We start from the raw sequence: 20,480 nt of genomic DNA on the forward strand, positions 1-20,480 counted from the left end.
AAGTACCTTCGATATGAGGCTTTGCGGGCTTCAAGGCAACGCTTGGCGTAGGTCCGCCGTTGTTGAACAGAGTGCCCGATTTAAGTTGCGCACTGCCTAATCGGTCATTTTTTAAATACGGTCATTAAAATGTGGCTTCGGTCATACGCGCCCTGGTTGATACCGTGCTACACGTTCTAAGTGGGTGTGTTACGGATTCACACCCTTTGCTTTTGATAATTCAGAGGATTTACCACTTTGAACTGCTTTTGAAGGCACCGAACTTGTGGGAGTTCGAATTAATAGTCCACATTCGGTGGGCGCCTTAAAACAAGCGCTCAGTCAGAAAAATGCCTGATTGATGACTGAAATAGTGGTTTTCTCTGTAAATACCACAGCGGAAAGTGACATCGGCACAAATGGTGCGGCGTTTCATCACCCACCAGCCTGGGCTGTGCCCATTGAACGAGATGTCACTGCTATGCAACGCAGAACCAAAATAGTCGCCACGCTCGGCCCTGCCACTAACACGCCCGAAATGATCGAAGGCCTCATCGAAGCCGGTGTCGATGTCGTTCGCCTCAACTTCTCCCACGGATCTGCGCAAGACCATATGAGCCGCGCCTCACTGGTGCGCTCCCTGGCGGCGAAACATGGTCGCTTCGTCGCCGTCCTGGCCGACCTTCAAGGCCCAAAGATCCGGATCGCCCGTTTCGCCGACACCAAGGTCGTACTTGCCAAGGGGCAGACCTTTACACTCGATGCCCGGTTAGGCCGGGACGAAGGTGATGCGACCCAGGTGGGTATCGACTACAAGGCGCTGATCACTGACAGCCGTCCTCACGACATCTTGCTTCTGGATGACGGTCGAATCGAGCTGGAGGTGCAGGAAGTACGCGAGAGCTCGTTGATCTGCACCGTTGTGGTGGGTGGCCCTCTGTCGAACAACAAGGGGATCAACCGCAAAGGTGGTGGCCTCTCCGCTGCGGCCCTCACCGAAAAAGATCGCGAAGACATCAAGACAGCTGCGCTCATGCAAGCTGACTACCTGGCAGTGTCGTTCCCGCGGGACGCCGATGATATGCACCTGGCGCGCAAGCTGATGCTGGAGGCTGGAGGCCAAGCCGGGTTGGTAGCAAAAATCGAGCGCGCGGAAACCGTGCAAGATACTGCCATCCTGGATGCAATCATCGAGGTCTCCGATGGCGTCATGGTCGCGCGTGGTGACCTTGGGGTCGAGATCGGGGACGCCGAGTTGGTCGCTGTCCAGAAGCTGATCATCGATCGTGCAAGGACGCTGAATCGTGTCGTGATCACGGCAACCCAGATGATGGAGACGATGATCACCCAGTCGCTGCCTACGCGTGCGGAAGTGTTCGACGTCGCGAACGCCGTTTTGGACGGCACCGATGCGGTCATGCTTTCAGCTGAAACGGCGGCAGGCGCCTATCCCATCGAAACCATCGAGGCCATGTGCCGAGTCATCCTGGGTGCAGAAAAGCATCCTCTGGCTCACCGCTCCAAGCATCGTATGAACGAGGTCTTCCATCGCATTGATGAGTCGATCGCGATGTCGGCCATGTATGCCGCCAACCACTTGGATGGCGTGAAGGCAATCATCTGCATGACCGAGTCCGGCGATACCCCGCGACTCATGTCGAGAATTCGCTCTCACCTGCCCATTTTCGCGTTCTCGCGCAATGTGCGCACCCAGAATCGAGTAGCCCTGTTCCGTGGCGTCAGCACTGTCCCGTTCGATGCAGACAGCATTCCGACTGACGAAGTAAACCAGCGCGCCATTGATGAGCTGGTGAGCCGAGGTGTGGTCACCGTGGGCGATCACGTACTCATCACCAAAGGCAGCTACCTCAATGCGCAAGGCGGCACGAACACCCTGCGCATCGTTCGTGTCGGTGATCGCATCAACTGAGAGGAGTGCCCCATGACCGACCTGATTAGCAGTGCCGATGGGCACCGACGTCAGCAGGACTCACACGGCGCTGGTGAATGGCCGCGTGACTTTGACTTTCGTGTGCAAGTGGCAGAGCAGCAGGAACTGCTAACCCTGGATTCTGAAACCGCAACCTACAACGCTTCGTTGGTACCGCCTGTGAAAAAGAACACCCTGATCCAAAATGTATTCGCCCGCGAAATCCTGGACTCTCGTGGAAACCCTACTGTTGAAGCCGTGGTCACCCTGGAGTGTGGCGTGGTGGGGGAGGCGAGTGTTCCTTCCGGTGCGTCGACAGGATCCCGCGAAGCCTTGGAATTGCGTGATGGCTCCTGGCGCTATCAGGGTAAGGGCGTAATGCGCGCGGTGGAGAATGTGAACAATCCAATTCGCGAGCGGATTGTGGGGCTCGATGCTTTGAATCAGCGAGTGATCGACCAGGCCATGATCACCCTGGACGGCACTGATGCGAAATCGATTCTGGGTGCCAATGCGATTCTGGCGGTCTCCCTGGCAACGGCGAAAGCTGCTGCTGCCTCTCTGAACGTCCCTCTCTACGAGCATCTGGCTTCGCTCTACAGCGCGGAACCGCGTTTGGCCATGCCTGTCCCGATGATGAACATCATCAATGGCGGTGAGCACGCGGACAACAACATCGACATCCAGGAGTTCATGATTCAGCCGGTGAGTGCGACAAGCTTCCGTGAAGCCTTGCGCATGGGCGCTGAAATCTTCCACTGCTTGAAGAAGGTGTTGAGCGAGCGCGGCCTGAGCACCGCCGTGGGTGATGAGGGCGGTTTTGCACCATCCCTGGGTTCTAACGAAGAAGCGCTGGTGGTGATCAAGGAAGCCGTGTCCCGCTCGGGTTATGAGCTGGGTAAAGACATCACCCTCGCTCTGGATTGTGCCGCTTCAGAGTTCTACAAGGGCGGGCGCTACGTATTGGCCGGAGAAGGCAAGTCGTTCACTTCGAGTGAATTCGCTGAGTACCTGGCTGGCTTGTGCGATGCGTATCCCATCGTCTCCATTGAAGATGGGATGGACGAAAGTGATTGGGAGGGCTGGGCGCATCTCACCCAACGTCTGGGGCAGAAGGTTCAGCTAGTCGGCGATGATCTGTTCGTCACCAATACTCAGATCCTGCACGAGGGCATCCAACAGGGCATCGCCAACTCGATCCTGATCAAGTTCAACCAGATCGGCACCCTGAGCGAAACCTTCGACGCTATTCGCATGGCGCAGAAAGCTGGTTACACAGCGGTGATCTCGCACCGTTCCGGCGAAACCGAAGACACCACCATTGCCGACCTCGCTGTTGCCACCGGTGCTGGCCAGATCAAAACCGGTTCGCTTTGCCGCTCTGACCGGGTGGGCAAGTACAACCGTTTGCTGCGCATTGAGGAAGCACTTCAAGCGCGTGCGCCCTACAGCGCCGAATCCCTTCTTTCTCGCAGATCCTGAAGGGGTACACGAACATGGCCAACAAGCTTGTTATCGGCAACTGGAAAATGAACGGCTCCCGTCAGAGCAACACTGAGTTCCTGTCGAAATTTCTGGCACCTCTGGATCAACTGGAGAACGTCGACGTCGCTGTCTGCCCACCCGCCATCTACTTGGAGCAACTGGCAGGTTTGGTCGTCCAGTCACCGATCCATTTGGGTGCGCAGAACCTGAGTGAATCAGAGCAAGGGGCTTTCACCGGCGAGATATCGGGCTCAATGCTACGGGACTTTGGGTGTCACTACGTTCTGGTCGGCCACTCTGAGCGCCGTAGTCTGAACGGCGAAACCAACGCGTTGGTGGCGGCCAAATTCAAGGCTGCCCTGAACGCTGGGCTGACTCCCGTCTTGTGTGTCGGCGAGACGCTGGATCAGCGCCGTGATGGCGAGACCCTGAATGTCGTAAATGACCAGCTTCAGGCTGTGCTGGACGCCGTGGGGGTGGAGGAGCTGGGCAAGGGTGTCATCGCCTATGAGCCTGTCTGGGCTATCGGGACGGGGGAGACCGCGACCCCTCAGCAGGCGCAGGAGGTACACCAGCACATTCGCCGCTATATCGCCGAGATCAGCCCAGAGGTCGCCCGGACAACTCGCATCCTCTACGGCGGCAGCGTCAAAGGCGACAACGCCGCTGAGTTGTTCAGCCAACCCGACATCGATGGTGGTCTGGTAGGGGGCGCGTCCCTGGACGCCCATTCGTTCCTGTCCATCTGCAGAGCGGGCCAGTCCCGACAACTTTTATCGCATGAAGGGGGCTGCGTGCCGGCCCGCCAATTCAAACCATTCCAAGAGAATTCAAAATGACCAGTAACCGCTTAGCCAACCTTTTCCCTACCGTAAATGAGATCCCCGAAGCATATCGACTTGGGGAACCCGTCGAGCAGCGCGAGTACCTGGTAGGTGGCCAGCTTCAGCGCTGGGAAGGTAGCCTGCTCAAAGTCACCAGCCCGGTTTATCTCTCCACCCCCGATGGCGACCAACAGGTTGTGCTGGGAAGCTTCCCGGAGATGGATGCTGATGCTGCACTGGTCGCGTTGGATGCAGCGGTAAAAGCCTACGACAATGGGCAAGGTGAATGGCCTACCATGCGGGTGGCCGAGAGAATTCGCCACGTTGAAGCGTTCCTGGCTCGTATGCGACAGCAGCGCACAGCCGTGGTGAAACTGCTGATGTGGGAGATCGGCAAAAACCTCAAGGATTCCGAGAAAGAATTCGATCGCACCTGTGACTACATCGTCGATACCATCAACGCGCTGAAGGATCTGGATCGCCGTTCCTGCCGCTTCGAACTGGAACAGGACACCCTGGGCCAGATCCGTCGCGTGCCGCTGGGTGTGACCCTCTGCATGGGGCCGTACAACTACCCACTCAACGAGACCTTCACCACCCTGATCCCGGCTTTGATCATGGGTAACACCGTGGTGTTCAAGCCGGCCAAGTTCGGCGTCTTGCTGATTCGCCCGTTGCTGGAGGCTTTCCGCAACAGCTTCCCTGCTGGCGTGATCAACGTGATCTACGGCAGTGGCCGCGAGACCGTGAGTGCCCTGATGGCCAGCGGCAAAGTGGATATCTTCGCGTTCATCGGCACCAACAAGGGCGCCAGTGCGCTGAAGAAGCTGCACCCTCGTCCCCATCGGTTGCGTGCTGCGCTCGGTCTGGATGCCAAGAACCCAGGTATCGTTCTGCCTGAGGTTGATCTCGACAATGCCGTCAACGAAGCCGTGACAGGCTCCCTGTCGTTCAACGGTCAGCGCTGTACCGCGCTGAAAATCCTGTTCGTGCACGAAGACGTCGTCGATCAGTTCCTGGAGAAGTTCAACCACAAGCTGGCCTCGCTCAAGCCTGGCATGCCCTGGGAGCCAGGCGTTGCCCTGACGCCGCTACCAGAACCTGGGAAGGTCGACTATCTCAATTCTCTGGTCGCTGATGCCCAGGAGAAAGGGGCTCGCATCGTCAACGAAGGCGGTGGTGAAGTCCGTGGCTCGTTCTTCTTCCCTGCCGCCCTGTACCCCGTATCTGCTGATATGCGGGTCTACCAAGAAGAGCAGTTTGGCCCATTGGTACCTGTTGTGCCGTACCGAGATCTGCACACGGTCATCAACTATGTCCTGGATTCTGATTTCGGCCAGCAGTTGAGCATCTTTGGCACCAACCCAGGTCAGGTAGGCAGTCTGGTTGACGTCTTTGCCAACCAGGTAGGTCGCATCAACCTCAACACCCAGTGCCAACGTGGCCCGGATTCGTACCCGTTCAACGGACGCAAAAACTCTGCTGAAGGAACGCTCTCTGTGCACGATGCGCTTCGGGTGTTCTCCATCCGTACCCTGGTGGCTACCAAGTTCAATGAGAACAACAAGGAGCTGGTGAGCGAGATTATCCAGAACCGGAAATCGAGCTTCATCACCACTGACTATATCTTCTGAGTGAGTACCTGAGATGGCTACCTGCACACTGATCATCCTGGATGGGATCGGTGTGCGGGCGGAGGTAGAAGCGAATGCCTTTGCCGCTGCCCGCACGCCCACGCTGGACGGGTTGTTCGAGCATTACCCTCATAGTCTCATTGCCACCTCGGGCTTAGCGGTGGGTCTGCCTGATGGCCAGATGGGCAACTCCGAGGTCGGGCACATGAACCTCGGTGCGGGTCGGATTGTTTATCAGAACTTCACCCGCATCAACAAGGCCATTGAGGATGGTTCATTTGCCAGCAACCCAGCTCTGATGGAGCTGGTTAGCGGCACCAAGACCCGTGGCGGTGCCATCCATGTGATGGGCCTGCTTTCGCCGGGTGGTGTTCACAGCCACATCGACCAGATCATTGCTGGCTGTCAGATCCTGGCAGGGGAGGGAGTCGAGCGGGTCTACGTGCACGCATTCCTCGACGGTCGCGACACGCCTCCGAAGAGCGCAGCTGAGTCGGTATCAGCTCTGGAGGATGCGCTTGCTCTGCAGCAGTGTGGTCGGATTGCAACCGTCATTGGTCGCTACTTCGCCCTGGATCGAGACAAGCGTTGGAGTCGTGTTGAGTCGGCGTACCGCCTGATCGTTCAAGGTGAAGCAGAACACCATGCTCTATCCGCCAGTGACGCTCTGCAGGCTGCCTATGAGCGAGGGGAGTCCGATGAGTTCGTGCAGGCCACCGTGATCGGAGCGGCTGCGCCTATCGGTGAAGATGACTCGATCATCTTCATGAACTTCCGCCCTGATCGAGCGCGTCAGCTTTGCGAGGCTCTGATTTCGCCAGCATTTGATGCGTTCGCTCGTCCTCAAGTGATTGGTAAGGAACGGCTGCTGACGCTGACCCGTTACTCCGATGACCTGGATGGGCCTTGCGCGTTTCCTCCCGAGTCCATCTCGAACAGCCTGGGAGAGTACCTGGCAGGCCTCGGAAAAACTCAGCTGCGAATCGCTGAAACCGAGAAATATGCCCATGTCACGTTCTTCTTCAACGGTGGTCGAGAAGAGCCGTTCAACGAGGAGCGACGCATCCTGATTCAGTCGCCTCTGGTGGCGTCCTATGACTTGCAGCCGGAGATGAGTGCATTCGAGCTTACGGACAGGCTGGAGGAGGAAATCCTCAGCGGGAAAAACGACCTGATCGTTTGCAACTATGCCAATGGGGACATGGTAGGGCACACGGGGTTATTCGACGCGGCTGTCAAGGCGGTGGAAACTCTGGATCAGTGCTTGGCCAGGGTAGTTGAAGCGACGTTGAAGAACGGAGGTCACTGCTTGATTACCGCCGACCACGGTAACGTTGAGCAAATGCTGGATCCGGCTACCGAGCAGGTGCACACCGCGCATACCACTAACCCGGTTCCGTTGATCTATGTAGGCGGCCAGCCTGGCATCACGCTCAAAAATGGTCGGCTCTGTGATTTGGCGCCGACCCTTCTCAGCATCATGGGCTTGGCTGTACCGGAAGAGATGACCGGCCAGGTGCTGATCGCCCCTTGACGAGCAGCATCCGATCGACCTGGTGTACGCAGTGTCCTGATAGGCGCGGTATGCCAGGCAGTTTCTAGGCTCGGCTGAGTAGAGCCGATGCACCGCCCGAGTTCTTGATGGTCTGCAGAACGATTTCTGAGCGGATGTCGGTTACGCCGTTAGTTCGGTTGAGGCGGCTCACCAGGAACTCGGAGAAGTGCTTGAGGTTGCGCGCCTGCACCTTGAGAACGTAGTTGCTATGGCCCGTGACAATCCAAGCCTTGACGACCTCCGGCCAGTTGTTGACCTGCTCTACAAACCTTTCATGCCACCCATCCTCGTTCTGGCGCATGGACACGTGCACCAGTGCTTCCAGCTCGATACCCAGCTTTTCCGAGTCCAGGATCGGGCGGTAGCCCAAGATGATGCCCTGGTCTTCGAGCAGGCGTAGACGGCGCAGGCATGCGGAGGGTGACAATGCCACTTTCTCCGCGAGCTCTTGATTGCTGATGCGTCCATCCTGCTGCAGACACAGCAAAATCCGTACGTCGATGGCGTCAAGGCGAGCCTGCATAAAATTCTCCGTTATCTATCCTTCTGCGCATTTTCTGCGAAAAAATGACGGTGGCGCAACCGAGAATGCACGAAAATTCCGTCAGAAATGCAGCATCATTTTCCCGTTCTGAAGGGAAGAGATCTGCATGTTCGGAGACGCAAAAATTTGGGATATCAGCGCACCCCTGGATGTGAATACCCCAGTGTGGCCGGGGGATACCCCCTTTCAAGAAGAGCGCTGCTGGAAGATTGATGATCACTGCCCAGTCAATGTCGGGCGTATAACCCTGTCGCCTCATACCGGCGCTCATGCAGATGCTCCCCTCCACTACAGTGCGGACGGGCTTGCTATCGGTGCGGTGTCGTTAGAGCCCTACATTGGACCTTGTCGGGTGATCGATTGCACCCACGTCACAGGCATCGTCCAGCCCGAAGACCTGTTTGCTTCCATGGCGGATGTCCCGCGCAGGGTCATCATTCGTACTTTCAATCGCGCCCCCACTGCTGCATGGCCTGTGAGCTTTTCTGCCATTGCCCCAGCGACGATCGAGATGCTTGCTGTTGCCGGCGTGTGCCTGATCGGCGTGGACACCCCCTCACTTGATCCCCAATCGAGCAAAACCATGGATGCCCATATGGCCGTCGCCAAGTACGGCATGGCCATCCTTGAGGGATTGGTTCTGGACGACGTTCCAGTCGGAGATTTCGAGCTGATCGCCCTGCCACTCAAGTTTACCAACCTTGACGCCAGCCCTGTGCGAGCTGTGCTGCGTCGCCTTGCTTTTAAATAAAGGAAAATAATATGAAGAAGCGTGAACTCTACCTGGCCATGGACTCAACCGACCCGTTGGGGCGGTTCCATGAGCAGTTCAGTCTTCCCGAAAACGTTATTTATTTGGATGGCAACTCCTTGGGCGCAAGGCCGGTCAAGGCCTTGGAGCGCTCGCGCCAGGTCGTCGCGCAGGAGTGGGGGTATGGCCTGATCGGTAGCTGGAACGAAGCAGGCTGGCGTGCCCTGCCTGAGCAGCTGGGCAACAAGATCGCTGGACTGATCGGCGCCAACCACGGCGAGGTCGTGGTCACCGACACTACGTCGATCAACCTCTTCAAAGTCTTGGCGGCAGCGCTCAAGGTTCAGGCTGACGTTGATCCCTCGCGCAAAGTTATTGTCACCGAGCGCAGCAATTTCCCGACCGACATCTACATCGCTCAAGGGCTCGCCGAGCTGCTCGATGATGGCTACAGCCTGCGGTTGGTCGACTCTCCGGAAGAGCTGCCTGCAGCCATCCAGACCGATACGGCGGTGGTCATGATCACGCAGGTCAACTACAAGACCGGCTACCTGCATGACATGAAAGAGCTCACTGCACTCGCGCATGAGTGCGGGGCGTTGACGATCTGGGATCTGTGCCATTCCGCTGGCGCCGTCCCGATCGACCTCAACGGCGCCGATGCCGATTACGCCATCGGCTGCACCTACAAGTATCTCAATGGTGGGCCAGGCTCGCCTGCCTTCGTGTGGACGTCGGCAGCGCTGCAAGACAAGGTCAATCAACCCTTGTCCGGCTGGTGGGGGCACGCTCGCCAATTCCAAATGGAGCCAGGTTACGAGCCGGCAAGCGGGATCAACCGGTACCTCTGCGGTACGCAACCGATCACTTCGATGGCCTTGATCGAGTGCGGCCTGGACATCTTCGGGCAGACCACCATGGAGGCCTTGCGCAAGAAATCGCTGGCGCTCACCGACCTCTTTATCGAGCTCGTTCAAGAACGCTGTGCAGAGTTCCCTCTCACCTTGGTGACGCCGCTTGATCACCAGCATCGCGGCAGCCATGTCAGCTTTGAGCACCCAGAAGGGTATGCGGTGGTGCAGGCGTTGATTGAGAAGGGTGTGGTAGGCGACTACCGCGAGCCTCGCATCATGCGCTTTGGGTTTACTCCTCTGTATACCCGCTACGTGGATGTGTGGGATGCGGTCGAAGCATTGCACTCGGTACTGAGCACGGAGTCATGGCGTACAGACAAGCACATGACCCGGAAAAAAGTCACCTGATTGACTCCTAGTTTGCGCCGCGACCTGGGCAACCAGGTCGTGGCACTGCGGCCAACGGCTATTACAACGACAATATACCGAGGCGAATAAAATGCAGGATCAAAAAAGCTTTGCGGCTATATCCGATCGCGAGCAGGGCCTGAAAAGGCATCTCACACCTGGCCAAATGAGCATGATCGCCATTGGCGGCGCTATTGGTACCGGGTTGTTCATGGGGAGTGGCTACGCCATCAGTTTTGCCGGCCCCGGGGTCTTGATCAGCTATGGGATCGGCGCGGTGATCGCCCTGCTTCTCATGGGATGCCTGGCGGAAATGACCATTGCTCATCCGACTTCTGGCTCATTCGGCGCGTACGCCGAGTTCTACTTGAGCCCCCTGGCTGGATTCCTCGTCAGGTACTCCTACTGGGCCGCAATCGTGCTGGCGATTGGGACAGAGGTCACCGCGATTGCGATGTACATGAAGTACTGGTTCGCCGATGTTCCAGGGTGGGTTTGGATCATCTCGTTCTCGGGTCTGCTGGTCTTGACCAATGCGATCAGCGTGAAGGCCTTTGGGCATTTCGAGTACCTCTTCTCAGCAGTAAAAATCGCGGCAATTCTGGCCTTCATCCTGCTGGGTGCCTGGTTGGTCTTCGGGGGCAGCAATGCCGAGTATGGTTTCCATCACTATGTCGATCATGGCGGCTTCCTTCCCCGAGGATGGAGTGGCGTATGGGTCGCCTTGATTGTCGCCATCTTCAGTTATCTGAGCATCGAGACGATTGCCGTGGCTGCCGGCGAAGCAGAGGAGCCGAAGAGGGCAGTCAAGCATGCCTTCCGTGTGACCATGGCTCGGCTGCTTTTCTTCTACATCATCACGCTGGCACTGATCCTGGCGATGACTCCGTGGGACGTCGCTGCGCAAGGAACTGAGAGCCCATTTGTGTTGGTGATGAACAAGCTCGGCATTCCAGCCGCCACGGGAACGATCAACTTTGTGATCCTGGTGGCTGCGTTGTCTGCGATGAATAGCCAGCTGTATACGGCCACCCGGATGATGTTCAGCCTGTCCAGAGCAGGCTATGCACCGAAGAAGCTCGGGGAGCTGAACAAGCGTGGCGTTCCTATGAACGCACTGCTCATTTCATGTGCCGGTATTGCAGTAGCCACTTCGATTTACCTTATGTTCCCAGGCCAGTCGTTCATGCTGATGATGTCGATCGCCATCTTCGGTGCGATCTTCACCTGGATGATGATTTTTATCACCCACCTGAGCTTCCGCCGATATCAAGTAAAGCACGGCATCAAACTCGATTTTAAAATGTGGGGCTACCCATGGGGGACCTTGGTCGGTGCTGGATTGACTTTTGCCATCTTGGTGACCACTGCTTTTGTACCGCGTTTCAATATGACACTTACCTTCGGGCTGCCCTTCCTGCTGATTCTGACAGTTTGTTACCGCGTCTTCTTGCGCACGCGAACTAGAAAAGGTGAGGGCAGCGCGGTGGTCAGCGAGCCAGCCGCTCACGTGAGCCAATAAGCCTGGTTGTATATTTATTATTAGTTGAAAAATCAATGTTTGAGGTGATGTATGAGTCAGTGTCCTTTTAGTGCCTCATCCGAGTCGGGTGAGTGGCACAATGCCCAGCTGAATTTTTCCGATAGCATGAGCTATGGGGATTACCTGGGATTAGATAAAATTCTCACCGCTCAACATCCGCTGTCCGACAACCACAATGAGTTGCTGTTCATCATCCAGCACCAAGCGTCCGAACTGTGGATGAATCTCATGCTGCATGAGCTCAGAGCAGCGCGTGAGAAGGTCAAGCAGGAAGCGTTTCAGCCAGCTTTCAAAATGCTGGCGAGGGTGTCTCGCATCTTTGACCAACTGGTTCAAGCCTGGACTGTACTGGCCACCATGACTCCAAGTGAGTATGCCGAATTTCGAGAGTCCCTGGGGCAATCGTCGGGTTTCCAGTCTTATCAGTATCGTGAGATCGAGTTTATCCTCGGCAATAAAAGCACCCCGCTGATGAAGCCCCATGCGCATCGCCGTGAGCTTATGAGCAAGCTCGAAATTGAGCTGCAGTCACCTTCGCTGTACGACGAAGCTGTCAAGGCCATGGCTCGCCAAGGACTGGAAATTGACGCGGATCGATTGAATCTGGTCAGTGATAAACCAACCGAGTACAACGTCTCGGTCGAGAATGCCTGGCGAGCAGTCTATGAAGGTCCCAAGTGCTATTGGGATCTCTACCAGTTGGCCGAGAAATTCATTGACCTTGAGGACTCCCTTCGCCAATGGCGTTTCCGCCATGTCACAACGGTTGAGCGAATCATCGGATTCAAAACCGGTACCGGCGGCACCGAAGGAGTAGGCTATCTGCGAAAAATGCTGGATAAGGAGCTGTTCCCTGAGCTATGGCGTCTTCGTACCAACATGTAAGTCATAGCACCCGGTAGTGTGCCCGCCTTTTGCGGGCATATTTTTGGCTGCTTCTCGTGCTCAGCTACCGACGATTTGAATAATATTTCAATTTTCTGCGATTGGCTCGCAAAAAATTTCAATTCCAATGTGTTTGTTAGCAAATAAACAAGATAATTCGACTGTTTTTAGAGCATCATTCAACCACCTTGGAGACCTGCGCTAGTGACCACGGCGAGAGCTGTCGGTATGAAGCGTTGGGTGCCTTGAAACCTCTGGTATGGGGGTTTGAGTACTCAAATATGGATGGTGTTATGCGTAAGATGAAGAAAGCTGTTGTTGTGATGCTGGTATCAATCGGTTTATCGAATGCATGCGTTTGTTTGGCGGAAAATGCCAAAAACGAATTGGGCTATAACCAGCCGTGGCCTACCCCACGCTTCATTTGGAAGGACGGTAAGCTGCTGCCAAATCCTGAGCTACAGCATGAAGATGAAAATCAAAAAGAAGAAGCTTCGCAGGAAAAAAAGGGCTGATTTTCTAATTTGGTTTTGCCTGTGCTCCTTTGGGCGTTTGGCCAGCTTCCATAGAAGGGGTTGGTCTTTTTACAGCTGCAGCCCTGTGTCATCGCCTACCTTTAAAACTATGCTTTGCCAGCGTTTCGCTGGGTGCCTCGTTGAACAGCTTGCGATAGTCGGCTGAGAATCGCCCTAGGTGAGAAAATCCCCAAGCAGTTGCAATCTCCGCGATATTTCGATGGTCTTGGCTAAGTAGGATGTCGCGCCTAACTCCGAGTAATCGGAATTGCTTGAGATAAGCCATTGGTGAAGTTCCAATATATTTTTTGAAGCTTTCGAAAAGCTTGTACTTAGGTACGGCGGCAACGAGTTCAATATCTTCCAGGCAGATGTCATTCGTGGCATTGAGCTCTATGAATTTCTTTGCCTTCAATACGTAGTTTGGCAGGTGCTGGCTCAGCGCTTTGTCAATTTCGGGCGTATAGCTATTGGGTTGAGATATCAGCAAGCAGCGAACAAGAAATTCCGAGTAGTTCAGCGCGACACCTGGATGCCCCAGCAGGCCATCGTCACTGTCCATCTCCCGGAGCGCATTTTTTACCATGCGCCACCAAGACCCTGTTTTCCCTTCGACTGCGTTCATCATTGGGAGAAACTCAACTGGGGAATGGACTGGCTTTTTGATGATGGTTTCAAGGACGCTGCTGACAGTGTCAACAGGTATGGCTATTTGCAATTTTCGGCAATTTCCATCAATTGTGAGATGCTGTTCCCCGGTCGGGCCGAGAATGATTCCCGCGTCGGGAGTTGAGTGGACAGTCGAGCCCCGCACGTGCAAATCTTGAAATCCCTCATCCGGCAAGCTGAGACTATAGCTGTTGAGGGCATTCTCTCCTCTGATGTCTATCACCGCTTCAGTGCCATATTCGATGTGCCCGATCGTCAGGCTCTCCAGTCTTCTGCCCTGGTGCCTGAACCTCACATGGGCAGGCTTATCTACCCGCAGCATGTGGGGCCCGCAGATGGCGCTCATCCACGCCTGTGCCTCAGCAAGATCATGTATTTCGGTACGGACAGGCTTGCGCAGGGTATTGACCGGCATCACGGATACCTCGGCTATTGTTATTGGCTTATTAATAAGCAAAGTTCGTTCCAGCACCGAGACATAATTATCTGGATAGACGATCGCAATAAATCGGATAGCGCTCGGTAGGTTGGCGGATTTCCCTCGATCTAAAAGTGATTTGCAGCAGAAATGCCTAACTTTCCAGTTATGCCATTGGGGTGGGAAAGAGCATTGCGGCTGCACGGCGGTAACGTGTTACCAACCGAAACAAATTCTGAATAATGATAATCATTGGCATCTTGTTTTTTCACGTTCACAGGATGTGGATTATGATCGTTGAATATGTGGATAGACCGCTGCTGAGATGATTCTTTTAAATGGAGGCACACCTACAACAATGCCTAATGGCCAGAGGTCTTGCCGCGATGTCCTCCTACCGAACCGCAGAACAGTGGACGAGCTTTGTAGAAAGCTGCATCGATTTTCGTCCAGTAGAGGGTATTTTTCGAATTGCCCGAGACATGTTCACTGAGCCTGAGCTCTATGACTTGGAAATGGAGCTGATCTTCGAAAAGAACTGGATCTACGCCTGCCATGAGAGTGAGTTGCCCAACAAACATGACTTCGTAACGATGCGAGCTGGGCGGCAGCCGCTGATTATCACCAGGGATGGTGAAGGAAATCTGAACGCGCTGATCAACGCCTGCCAGCATCGTGGCACTACGCTGACACGTGTGATGAAGGGCAATCAGTCCACGTTTACTTGCCCCTTCCATGCTTGGTGTTACAAGAGTGATGGCCGCCTTGTAAAGGTGAAGGCGCCTGGGGAGTATCCTGAAGGGTTCGACAAAGCAACCCGTGGCCTGAAGAAAGCCCGCATCCAAAGCTACAAAGGGTTCGTATTCGTAAGCCTTGACAATGACGGAAAGGACTCTCTGGAAGATTACCTCGGTGACGCCAAGGTGTTCTTCGACATGATGGTCGCACAATCGCCTACTGGGGAGCTTGAAGTTCTACCAGGCAAGTCGGCGTATACCTATGAGGGTAACTGGAAGCTGCAGAATGAGAACGGGCTTGATGGTTACCATGTGAGTACGGTGCATTACAACTACGTGGCCACCGTTCAGCATCGTCAGCAGGTAAACTCTGCCAAGGGTGTTATGGCAAGCGACACGCTTGATTATTCGAAGCTTGGCGCCGGAGATAAAGAAACAGACGATGGCTGGTTTGCTTTCGAAAATGGCCATACCGTGCTGTTTAGCGATATGCCGAACCCCAGTGTAAGGCCAGGTTACGCATCCATTATGCCAAGGCTCATTCAAGAGTATGGCAAGGACAAAGCTGAATGGATGATGCACCGACTTCGTAACTTGAACGTCTATCCAAGTATGTTCTTCTTGGATCAAATTAGCTCTCAGCTTCGTATCATCAGACCGTTGGCTTGGAATAAAACTGAAATTCACAGTTTCTGCTTGGGCGTGAAAGGTGAGTCCGACGCAGATCGGGAGAACAGGATTCGCCAGTTCGAAGACTTCTTCAATGTCTCAGGTATGGGCACGCCGGATGATCTGGTGGAGTTCAAAGAAGCCCAGCGAGGCTTCCAGGCCCGTCTGGAGCGTTGGAACGATATCTCCCGAGGGTGCGATCGCTGGGAGAAAGGCACAATCAACAGTGCGAAAATCCTGGGCATTCAGCCCGCGATGACGGGTGTCGAGTTCACCCACGAAGGCCTCTATGTCAATCAGCATTCCAATTGGGCGAAGTTCCTGCTTCGCGGGTTGGAGCAGAAGAAGCATGCCGAATCCCAACTGATTGCCCGTGAGGTTTGAGATGAACAGTGAACTTCAGTACGAGATTGAACAATTCTTCTATCGAAAGTCCGCGCTGTGTGATGCCCAGTCCTGGGACGAATACATTGATCTGTTCACCGAGGACAGCGAGTTCCACCTGCCTCAGTGGGATTCGGAGCATGTGTACACCACGGATCCGAAGAAAGGCATGTCGCTCATCTACTACGCCAACCGTGGTGGTCTGGAAGACCGCGTGTTCCGTATCAGAACAGGAAAGGCGGCTTCGACCATCCCGATGCCCAGAACCCTGCACATGGTCAGCAATATCCAGCTCGAAGCCGTGGAGGGCGGGGACCTGAGCGTCAGCTTGAATTGGTTGACGCTTTACCATCGGCTTCAGATTTCAGAGCAGTTTTTTGGGCGGGCTGATTATCGCCTGCGCAAAGTCAATGGTCAGTGGAAGATCGCCAGGAAGTTTACCGTCCTGCTGAACGATACCATCAATTCGGTATTGGATTTCTACCATCTCTGACAGTGGGTCTATCATGTCTTATAAAATTGCACTGAGCTTCGCAGATGGTAAAACATTCTTCTGTGAAACCAATGGTGTCGAAAGTGTTTTAGATGCCGCTTTGAAAAATGGAATCAAGATACCGCTTGATTGCAGGGAGGGCGTTTGCGGCACCTGCCAAGGTCGGTGTGACTCTGGCAATTACACCCAGGACTATGTCGATGATGACGCGCTGAGCGCCGACGATCTTGCCCAAGGGAAGGTGCTGACCTGCCAAACGAAGGTCTCGTCAGATGCCGCGTTCTACTTCGACTTCGATTCGACCCTGTGCTCAGCGCCACCGACTCGGCAAATTGAAGGCGTGGTGGTTAAAGTCGACAGAGTCTCTGACACCACGGCGGTGCTGCACCTGGATGTGTCGTCTGTGGCAGCCTTGGTCGATTACCTCCCTGGCCAATACGCCAGGCTTCAGGTGCCGGGGACAGCGAACTGGCGCTCCTACTCATTCGCCTCCGCACCTGGTAGCACGACCCTCCAGTTCTTGATCCGTATCCTGCCCAGCGGCGTGATGAGTGATTACATCCGCGAGCGCTGCGCCGTAGGTGACTGCGTGATGGTGGAGGCACCGCTTGGGGCGTTCTACCTTCGCAAGGTGAAGAACCCCTTGATCATGGTTGCTGGGGGAACGGGGCTTTCGGCATTTCTGGGGATGCTCGACCAGATATCTCAAGCACCTATCGGCCAGGACGTCACGCTTTTCTATGGGGTGCGCAGCGCTGTGGATCTGTGTGAGCTGGATAGGCTGAACAGCTTCACAGACACCATCCCCGGCTTCGAGTATCACCTTGTTGTCAGCGAACCGGATGCTGAGTGGCAAGGCAAATCCGGCTACATAAATCAGCATCTCTGTGTCGATACTATTTCCAGGACAGAGCACGACATCTATCTCTGTGGGCCACCCCCTATGGTTGAGTCAGTCAAAGAGTGGAGGACTACGCACGGGTTGGAACATAGCACGCTCTACTTCGAGAAATTTACCGAAAGCAATACCTAGCGCTCGGTTTTGCAGTCGCTTGGTATTTCATTGAATTCTTGAGAGAGGAAAAGCTATGAGAGCTCCTGTTGTTCAGCGAATCGAAGTGTTGATTGTTGACTTGCCAACGATTCGTCCTCACACACTTGCCATGCGTACGATGAGGGGGCAAACCCTGGTGTTGCTGAAGTTCCATTGTAGCGACAGCATTGTAGGGATTGGCGAGGCTACAACAGTAAGTTCGTCGAAGCGCAGAAAGTGCAGCCCAAAGGCAAGTATGGCGTGGCGGCTGCTTCGACTTGGGCAAGGATGTCGTTTAACGCCTGGGCTCGCATTTCTGTCGTATCGGAGTCATCCGACGAATGTGCGTCGTCATCCCTGACGTCGCCGGTGGTGATGTTCAGCAAGGCGCACATCACGTAGCGCTTGCCGTGTCAGGAACCGCCCGGTCTGGCTACGCCCTCATGTGCAAGTACAAGCATGCGCTTCAACGCCTTCGTGCGCTTGATGGGTGGTACTAATCCACTTGAGGTTCTGACAGTTAAAATGATGAGTCGTTAGTGGCGTTTCTCGAAGATCAAGCATGAGCAACGTGACGCGACTGCGCCACGTCTTGCCGCTTCCTGCGAACGTGGTAGCCGCTACTAATGCGCTTGACGCCGCAGTGATCAAGGCGATCGATGAGGTCAAGGCCGCCGACCTACCTCAGCGTCTGCTCGACGCCATTCTGCATGCGCATGCCCACGCCGAAATGGCGGGGAAGGGTAGGTGTGCCGCAGGTTAGTGCGGCACAGATATATCACTTCACTTTCAGGGCTGCCTGAATCTGATCTGCATATTTCGAGATGCTTTCGACTTCGAGGTTAGTGGTCGGTTTCATCCTAAGCCCAGCACCACGCTGGGCTTTTTGCTTATCGAGCGTGATTTCTCCAAGCGATCGGCGGTATGGTTACCCCTTTTTCAGGGAAGACATATGGCCACTATCGCGTCGAACCGCTCACAAAAACACCTTGCTGTCCTCATTGACGCGGACAATGCACCTGCCGCGATTGTGGAAGGGCTTTTTGAGGAAATAGCAAAGTACGGCGTCGCGAGCGTGAAGCGGATTTACGGCGACTGGACTGGACCCCAGTTGGGAGGTTGGAAGAAGGTTCTGCTCGATCATTCCATTCAGCCCATCCAGCAGTTCGCTTATACAAAGGGCAAAAACGCAACCGACAGTGCACTGATAATCGATGCAATGGATCTCCTCTATACCCGCCGTTTCGATGGGTTCTGCCTGGTTTCCAGTGATAGCGACTTCACGCGGTTGGCTTCGAGGATGCGAGAGGAGGGGCTTACCGTCTACGGGTTTGGCGAAGAGAAGACCCCTAGGCCTTTTGTCGCAGCGTGCGACAAGTTCGTGTTCACTGAGTTGCTGCGTGAGGACATCCTTAGCCCCAGCGAAGAATTGCCAACTACTGAGGTTGACTCAGCTTCTGATGCGACCATTGCCAGCAAAACTACGGTCAAGCTGGAAGCGAGAAAGAAACCAAAAGCGCCTGTGAGCTTCATCGCCAAGATTCTTGACGACATAGCTGACGAAGATGGATGGACGAATCTAGGGCTATTGGGCGCGAACATCACCAAACTGAGACCAGAATTTGACCCTCGCACTCACGGCTTCAAAAAGCTGAGCGATCTGATTAAAGGGCATTCGCATGCATTTGAACTCCAGGCTCGCCCAGCCTCAGGGGGCGCGGGGGCGTTATACGTCCGGCATAAGCAGCCAGGTAAATAGGCCTGAAGGGGCGTCGAGCAAGCACCTCAGCCTGCCCGGAGACTATGAGATAAAGGTAGGGACGTTCGGCTATGGTAGGTGTGGGCCACAAAATAACTGAGCGCCTTTTCGTGGCGCACAGTTTCTTTTTGCCGCACCCTGCGGGCCTGGAATAGACATCTCAAGGAGAGAGGCACGTGAAGAGTTTGTATAAAGCGATCTGTCTGGGATCGTGGATGGCAATGGGCGCAGCGCACGCTGATGTTGGCCGGGAAGAAGCACTGGACGCGGCAGTGCGCCAGTTCGCGGCGAAGCTGGAAGGAGAGTGGCAGCAGTGTTTGAAGAGTCCAAATACACACACGACAAACGACAGCGAAATGTGCGCGTTGGCGATGCTTGAAACAGCTAGCGATGCCGTGACACAGAAATATCAGGGAAGGCTCGTTCGGACTCAGCAAGACGCTGAACAGGGCGTAGTTCCAGCAAGCGTTCCGGCCCTGCTTCCACAGGCGCAGGCAGCGTGGGAATTGTACGTCAAAGCAGACTGTGGTGTGGTAGGTGCCTTGGTTACCGGGACAGCGAGCTCAACCTATCAGCTTGTGTGCGAATACAAGCATCAAATTCAACGCCTGGATGCACTTGATAGGTGGTGAGCCTGCGGTCTTTTGCTCTTCAATCTCAGTCGTTACACCTAGGTGTCAAAGTCGAATCAGGCGATGCAATTTCTGCCGCAATAGTTCTGGACAGGCTAACGAAAGCCGGCGAGCGGGCGGAGGTTTCTGCCGACATGGCTGAGCGCAACAAGCGCCTTGATGGGCTGACCAGTAAGGCGGGAATGCCGCGACCAAGGCGTCAAAGGCAGCGCCCATCACCACCCATACTGTCGACAATGCTGATGAGGCCCTGAACAGCGTGTCGCTGTAGTCGATCTCGGCGACAAGGAGCACCCTCTCTGGCGAGAAACTTAATGGAAGCACAACGCCATCAGTGCCATTATCCCCAGTTGGCGGAAATGGACTTCGAGGCGACGTGATGGGAATGGCTTTATTTCGACTTGCCAGCGGCATTGCCTGCATTGTGTTCACGCTTGCCGCTGAGATGATCTGGGGAATTCCCGGACTTATTGGTGGGGTGCTGGTGCACTCGATCGTCTGGAAAGGCTTGCTTCCATTCGCAGACTTTGTGAGCCAGACCATTACATGGAACCGCAACAAGCGAGATCGGTTGCGCTGAGTGATCTGGCCTGACCTGGTGATGGTTGTCATGCTGCGACAGCCTCACCTTCTGATTCTTTCCATGAATTATTCGCTCTGGCCAGCGCCATCGGCGGCGCTCATGGCTGATTTCTAACGAGCATTCCCCGACGCCGCCTAACTCAAGGCGGCGTTTTCGTTTGGGCGAGAACGGCGCTGGCGGGCAGCGTGGAAAATTC

20 protein-coding genes are annotated in these 20,480 nt (G+C 55.0%); 18 read left to right on the plus strand and 2 right to left on the minus strand.

Annotation, left to right across the window (positions count from 1 at the left end; translation table 11 throughout):
• Positions 1 to 460: 460 nt before the first annotated feature.
• From pyk to gpmI, 5 genes are read left to right on the plus strand one after another with little or no spacing between them, the layout of a single operon-like run.
• Positions 461 to 1,909, plus strand: coding sequence for a pyruvate kinase (gene pyk, locus F3J44_RS00170; protein WP_167270490.1), 1,449 nt, complete (start codon positions 461 to 463; stop codon positions 1,907 to 1,909).
• 12 nt (positions 1,910 to 1,921) lie between these two features.
• A complete protein-coding gene (eno, locus tag F3J44_RS00175; RefSeq protein ID WP_205299598.1) occupies positions 1,922 to 3,391 on the plus strand; it encodes a phosphopyruvate hydratase in 1,470 nt (489 codons plus the stop codon).
• 14 nt (positions 3,392 to 3,405) lie between these two features.
• On the plus strand, positions 3,406 to 4,233 hold the full coding sequence (gene tpiA / locus F3J44_RS00180) for a triose-phosphate isomerase (RefSeq protein WP_167269831.1): 828 nt from the start codon (positions 3,406 to 3,408) through the stop codon (positions 4,231 to 4,233).
• Entirely contained in the window at positions 4,230 to 5,852 is a 1,623-nt protein-coding gene (locus F3J44_RS00185; protein WP_167269833.1) for an NADP-dependent glyceraldehyde-3-phosphate dehydrogenase, read from the plus strand. The genes tpiA and F3J44_RS00185 overlap by 4 nt, the downstream gene beginning before the upstream one ends.
• Before the next feature lie 13 nt (positions 5,853 to 5,865).
• Complete coding sequence (gene gpmI / locus F3J44_RS00190) at positions 5,866 to 7,386, plus strand: 2,3-bisphosphoglycerate-independent phosphoglycerate mutase (RefSeq protein WP_167269835.1); 1,521 nt, start codon at positions 5,866 to 5,868, stop codon at positions 7,384 to 7,386.
• A 64-nt stretch (positions 7,387 to 7,450) separates the two neighbouring features.
• On the opposite strand, the gene F3J44_RS00195 is transcribed toward gpmI, so the two are convergent.
• A complete protein-coding gene (locus F3J44_RS00195) occupies positions 7,451 to 7,930 on the minus strand; it encodes an Lrp/AsnC family transcriptional regulator (RefSeq protein WP_167070024.1) in 480 nt (159 codons plus the stop codon).
• A 127-nt stretch (positions 7,931 to 8,057) separates the two neighbouring features.
• On the opposite strand from F3J44_RS00195, the gene kynB reads away from it, so the two are divergent.
• The 5 genes from kynB (at position 8,058) to F3J44_RS00220 (ending at position 12,907) form a co-directional block, all read left to right on the plus strand.
• Positions 8,058 to 8,702 carry an arylformamidase gene (kynB, locus tag F3J44_RS00200; protein ID WP_167269837.1) on the plus strand — a complete coding sequence of 215 codons (645 nt, stop codon included), beginning with the start codon at positions 8,058 to 8,060 and terminating at the stop codon, positions 8,700 to 8,702.
• Between the two features lie 11 nt (positions 8,703 to 8,713).
• On the plus strand, positions 8,714 to 9,964 hold the full coding sequence (kynU, locus tag F3J44_RS00205; protein WP_167269839.1) for a kynureninase: 1,251 nt from the start codon (positions 8,714 to 8,716) through the stop codon (positions 9,962 to 9,964).
• Between the two features lie 91 nt (positions 9,965 to 10,055).
• Positions 10,056 to 11,486 carry an amino acid permease gene (locus tag F3J44_RS00210; protein ID WP_167269841.1) on the plus strand — a complete coding sequence of 477 codons (1,431 nt, stop codon included), beginning with the start codon at positions 10,056 to 10,058 and terminating at the stop codon, positions 11,484 to 11,486.
• A gap of 51 nt (positions 11,487 to 11,537) precedes the next feature.
• Positions 11,538 to 12,392, plus strand: a complete 855-nt coding sequence (gene kynA / locus F3J44_RS00215) for a tryptophan 2,3-dioxygenase (RefSeq protein ID WP_167269843.1) — start codon at positions 11,538 to 11,540, stop codon at positions 12,390 to 12,392.
• Between the two features lie 293 nt (positions 12,393 to 12,685).
• Positions 12,686 to 12,907, plus strand: coding sequence for a hypothetical protein (locus F3J44_RS00220; RefSeq protein WP_167269845.1), 222 nt, complete (start codon positions 12,686 to 12,688; stop codon positions 12,905 to 12,907).
• Between the two features lie 88 nt (positions 12,908 to 12,995).
• Here F3J44_RS00220 and F3J44_RS00225 read toward each other — a convergent pair whose 3' ends face one another.
• Positions 12,996 to 13,991: an AraC family transcriptional regulator gene (locus F3J44_RS00225; RefSeq protein WP_167269847.1), complete on the minus strand. Its 996-nt coding sequence runs from the start codon at positions 13,989 to 13,991 to the stop codon at positions 12,996 to 12,998.
• A gap of 389 nt (positions 13,992 to 14,380) precedes the next feature.
• Here F3J44_RS00225 and antA point away from each other — a divergent pair, with 389 nt between their 5' ends.
• The 8 genes from antA (at position 14,381) to F3J44_RS00265 (ending at position 20,281) form a co-directional block, all read left to right on the plus strand.
• Positions 14,381 to 15,784, plus strand: a complete 1,404-nt coding sequence (gene antA, locus F3J44_RS00230) for an anthranilate 1,2-dioxygenase large subunit (RefSeq protein ID WP_167269849.1) — start codon at positions 14,381 to 14,383, stop codon at positions 15,782 to 15,784.
• Position 15,785: 1 nt separating this feature from the next.
• A complete protein-coding gene (gene antB, locus F3J44_RS00235; protein ID WP_167269851.1) occupies positions 15,786 to 16,277 on the plus strand; it encodes an anthranilate 1,2-dioxygenase small subunit in 492 nt (163 codons plus the stop codon).
• A 13-nt stretch (positions 16,278 to 16,290) separates the two neighbouring features.
• Positions 16,291 to 17,310, plus strand: coding sequence for an anthranilate 1,2-dioxygenase electron transfer component AntC (gene antC / locus F3J44_RS00240; protein WP_167269853.1), 1,020 nt, complete (start codon positions 16,291 to 16,293; stop codon positions 17,308 to 17,310).
• A 55-nt stretch (positions 17,311 to 17,365) separates the two neighbouring features.
• Entirely contained in the window at positions 17,366 to 17,671 is a 306-nt protein-coding gene (locus F3J44_RS00245) for a hypothetical protein (RefSeq protein WP_167269855.1), read from the plus strand.
• A gap of 201 nt (positions 17,672 to 17,872) precedes the next feature.
• Positions 17,873 to 18,073 carry a hypothetical protein gene (locus F3J44_RS00250; RefSeq protein ID WP_167269857.1) on the plus strand — a complete coding sequence of 67 codons (201 nt, stop codon included), beginning with the start codon at positions 17,873 to 17,875 and terminating at the stop codon, positions 18,071 to 18,073.
• Positions 18,074 to 18,262: 189 nt separating this feature from the next.
• Positions 18,263 to 19,069 carry an NYN domain-containing protein gene (locus tag F3J44_RS00255; RefSeq protein WP_167269859.1) on the plus strand — a complete coding sequence of 269 codons (807 nt, stop codon included), beginning with the start codon at positions 18,263 to 18,265 and terminating at the stop codon, positions 19,067 to 19,069.
• A 176-nt stretch (positions 19,070 to 19,245) separates the two neighbouring features.
• The gene (locus F3J44_RS00260) at positions 19,246 to 19,701 is read left to right on the plus strand and encodes a lysozyme inhibitor LprI family protein (RefSeq protein WP_167269861.1); all 456 of its coding nucleotides are present in this window, start codon (positions 19,246 to 19,248) and stop codon (positions 19,699 to 19,701) included.
• A gap of 379 nt (positions 19,702 to 20,080) precedes the next feature.
• A complete protein-coding gene (locus tag F3J44_RS00265; RefSeq protein ID WP_167269863.1) occupies positions 20,081 to 20,281 on the plus strand; it encodes a hypothetical protein in 201 nt (66 codons plus the stop codon).
• The last annotated feature ends 199 nt before the right edge of the window (positions 20,282 to 20,480 follow it).

This window comes from Pantoea sp. Tr-811 (genome assembly GCF_011752535.1).
In the GTDB taxonomy this organism is placed as follows: Bacteria; Pseudomonadota; Gammaproteobacteria; order Pseudomonadales; family Pseudomonadaceae; genus Aquipseudomonas.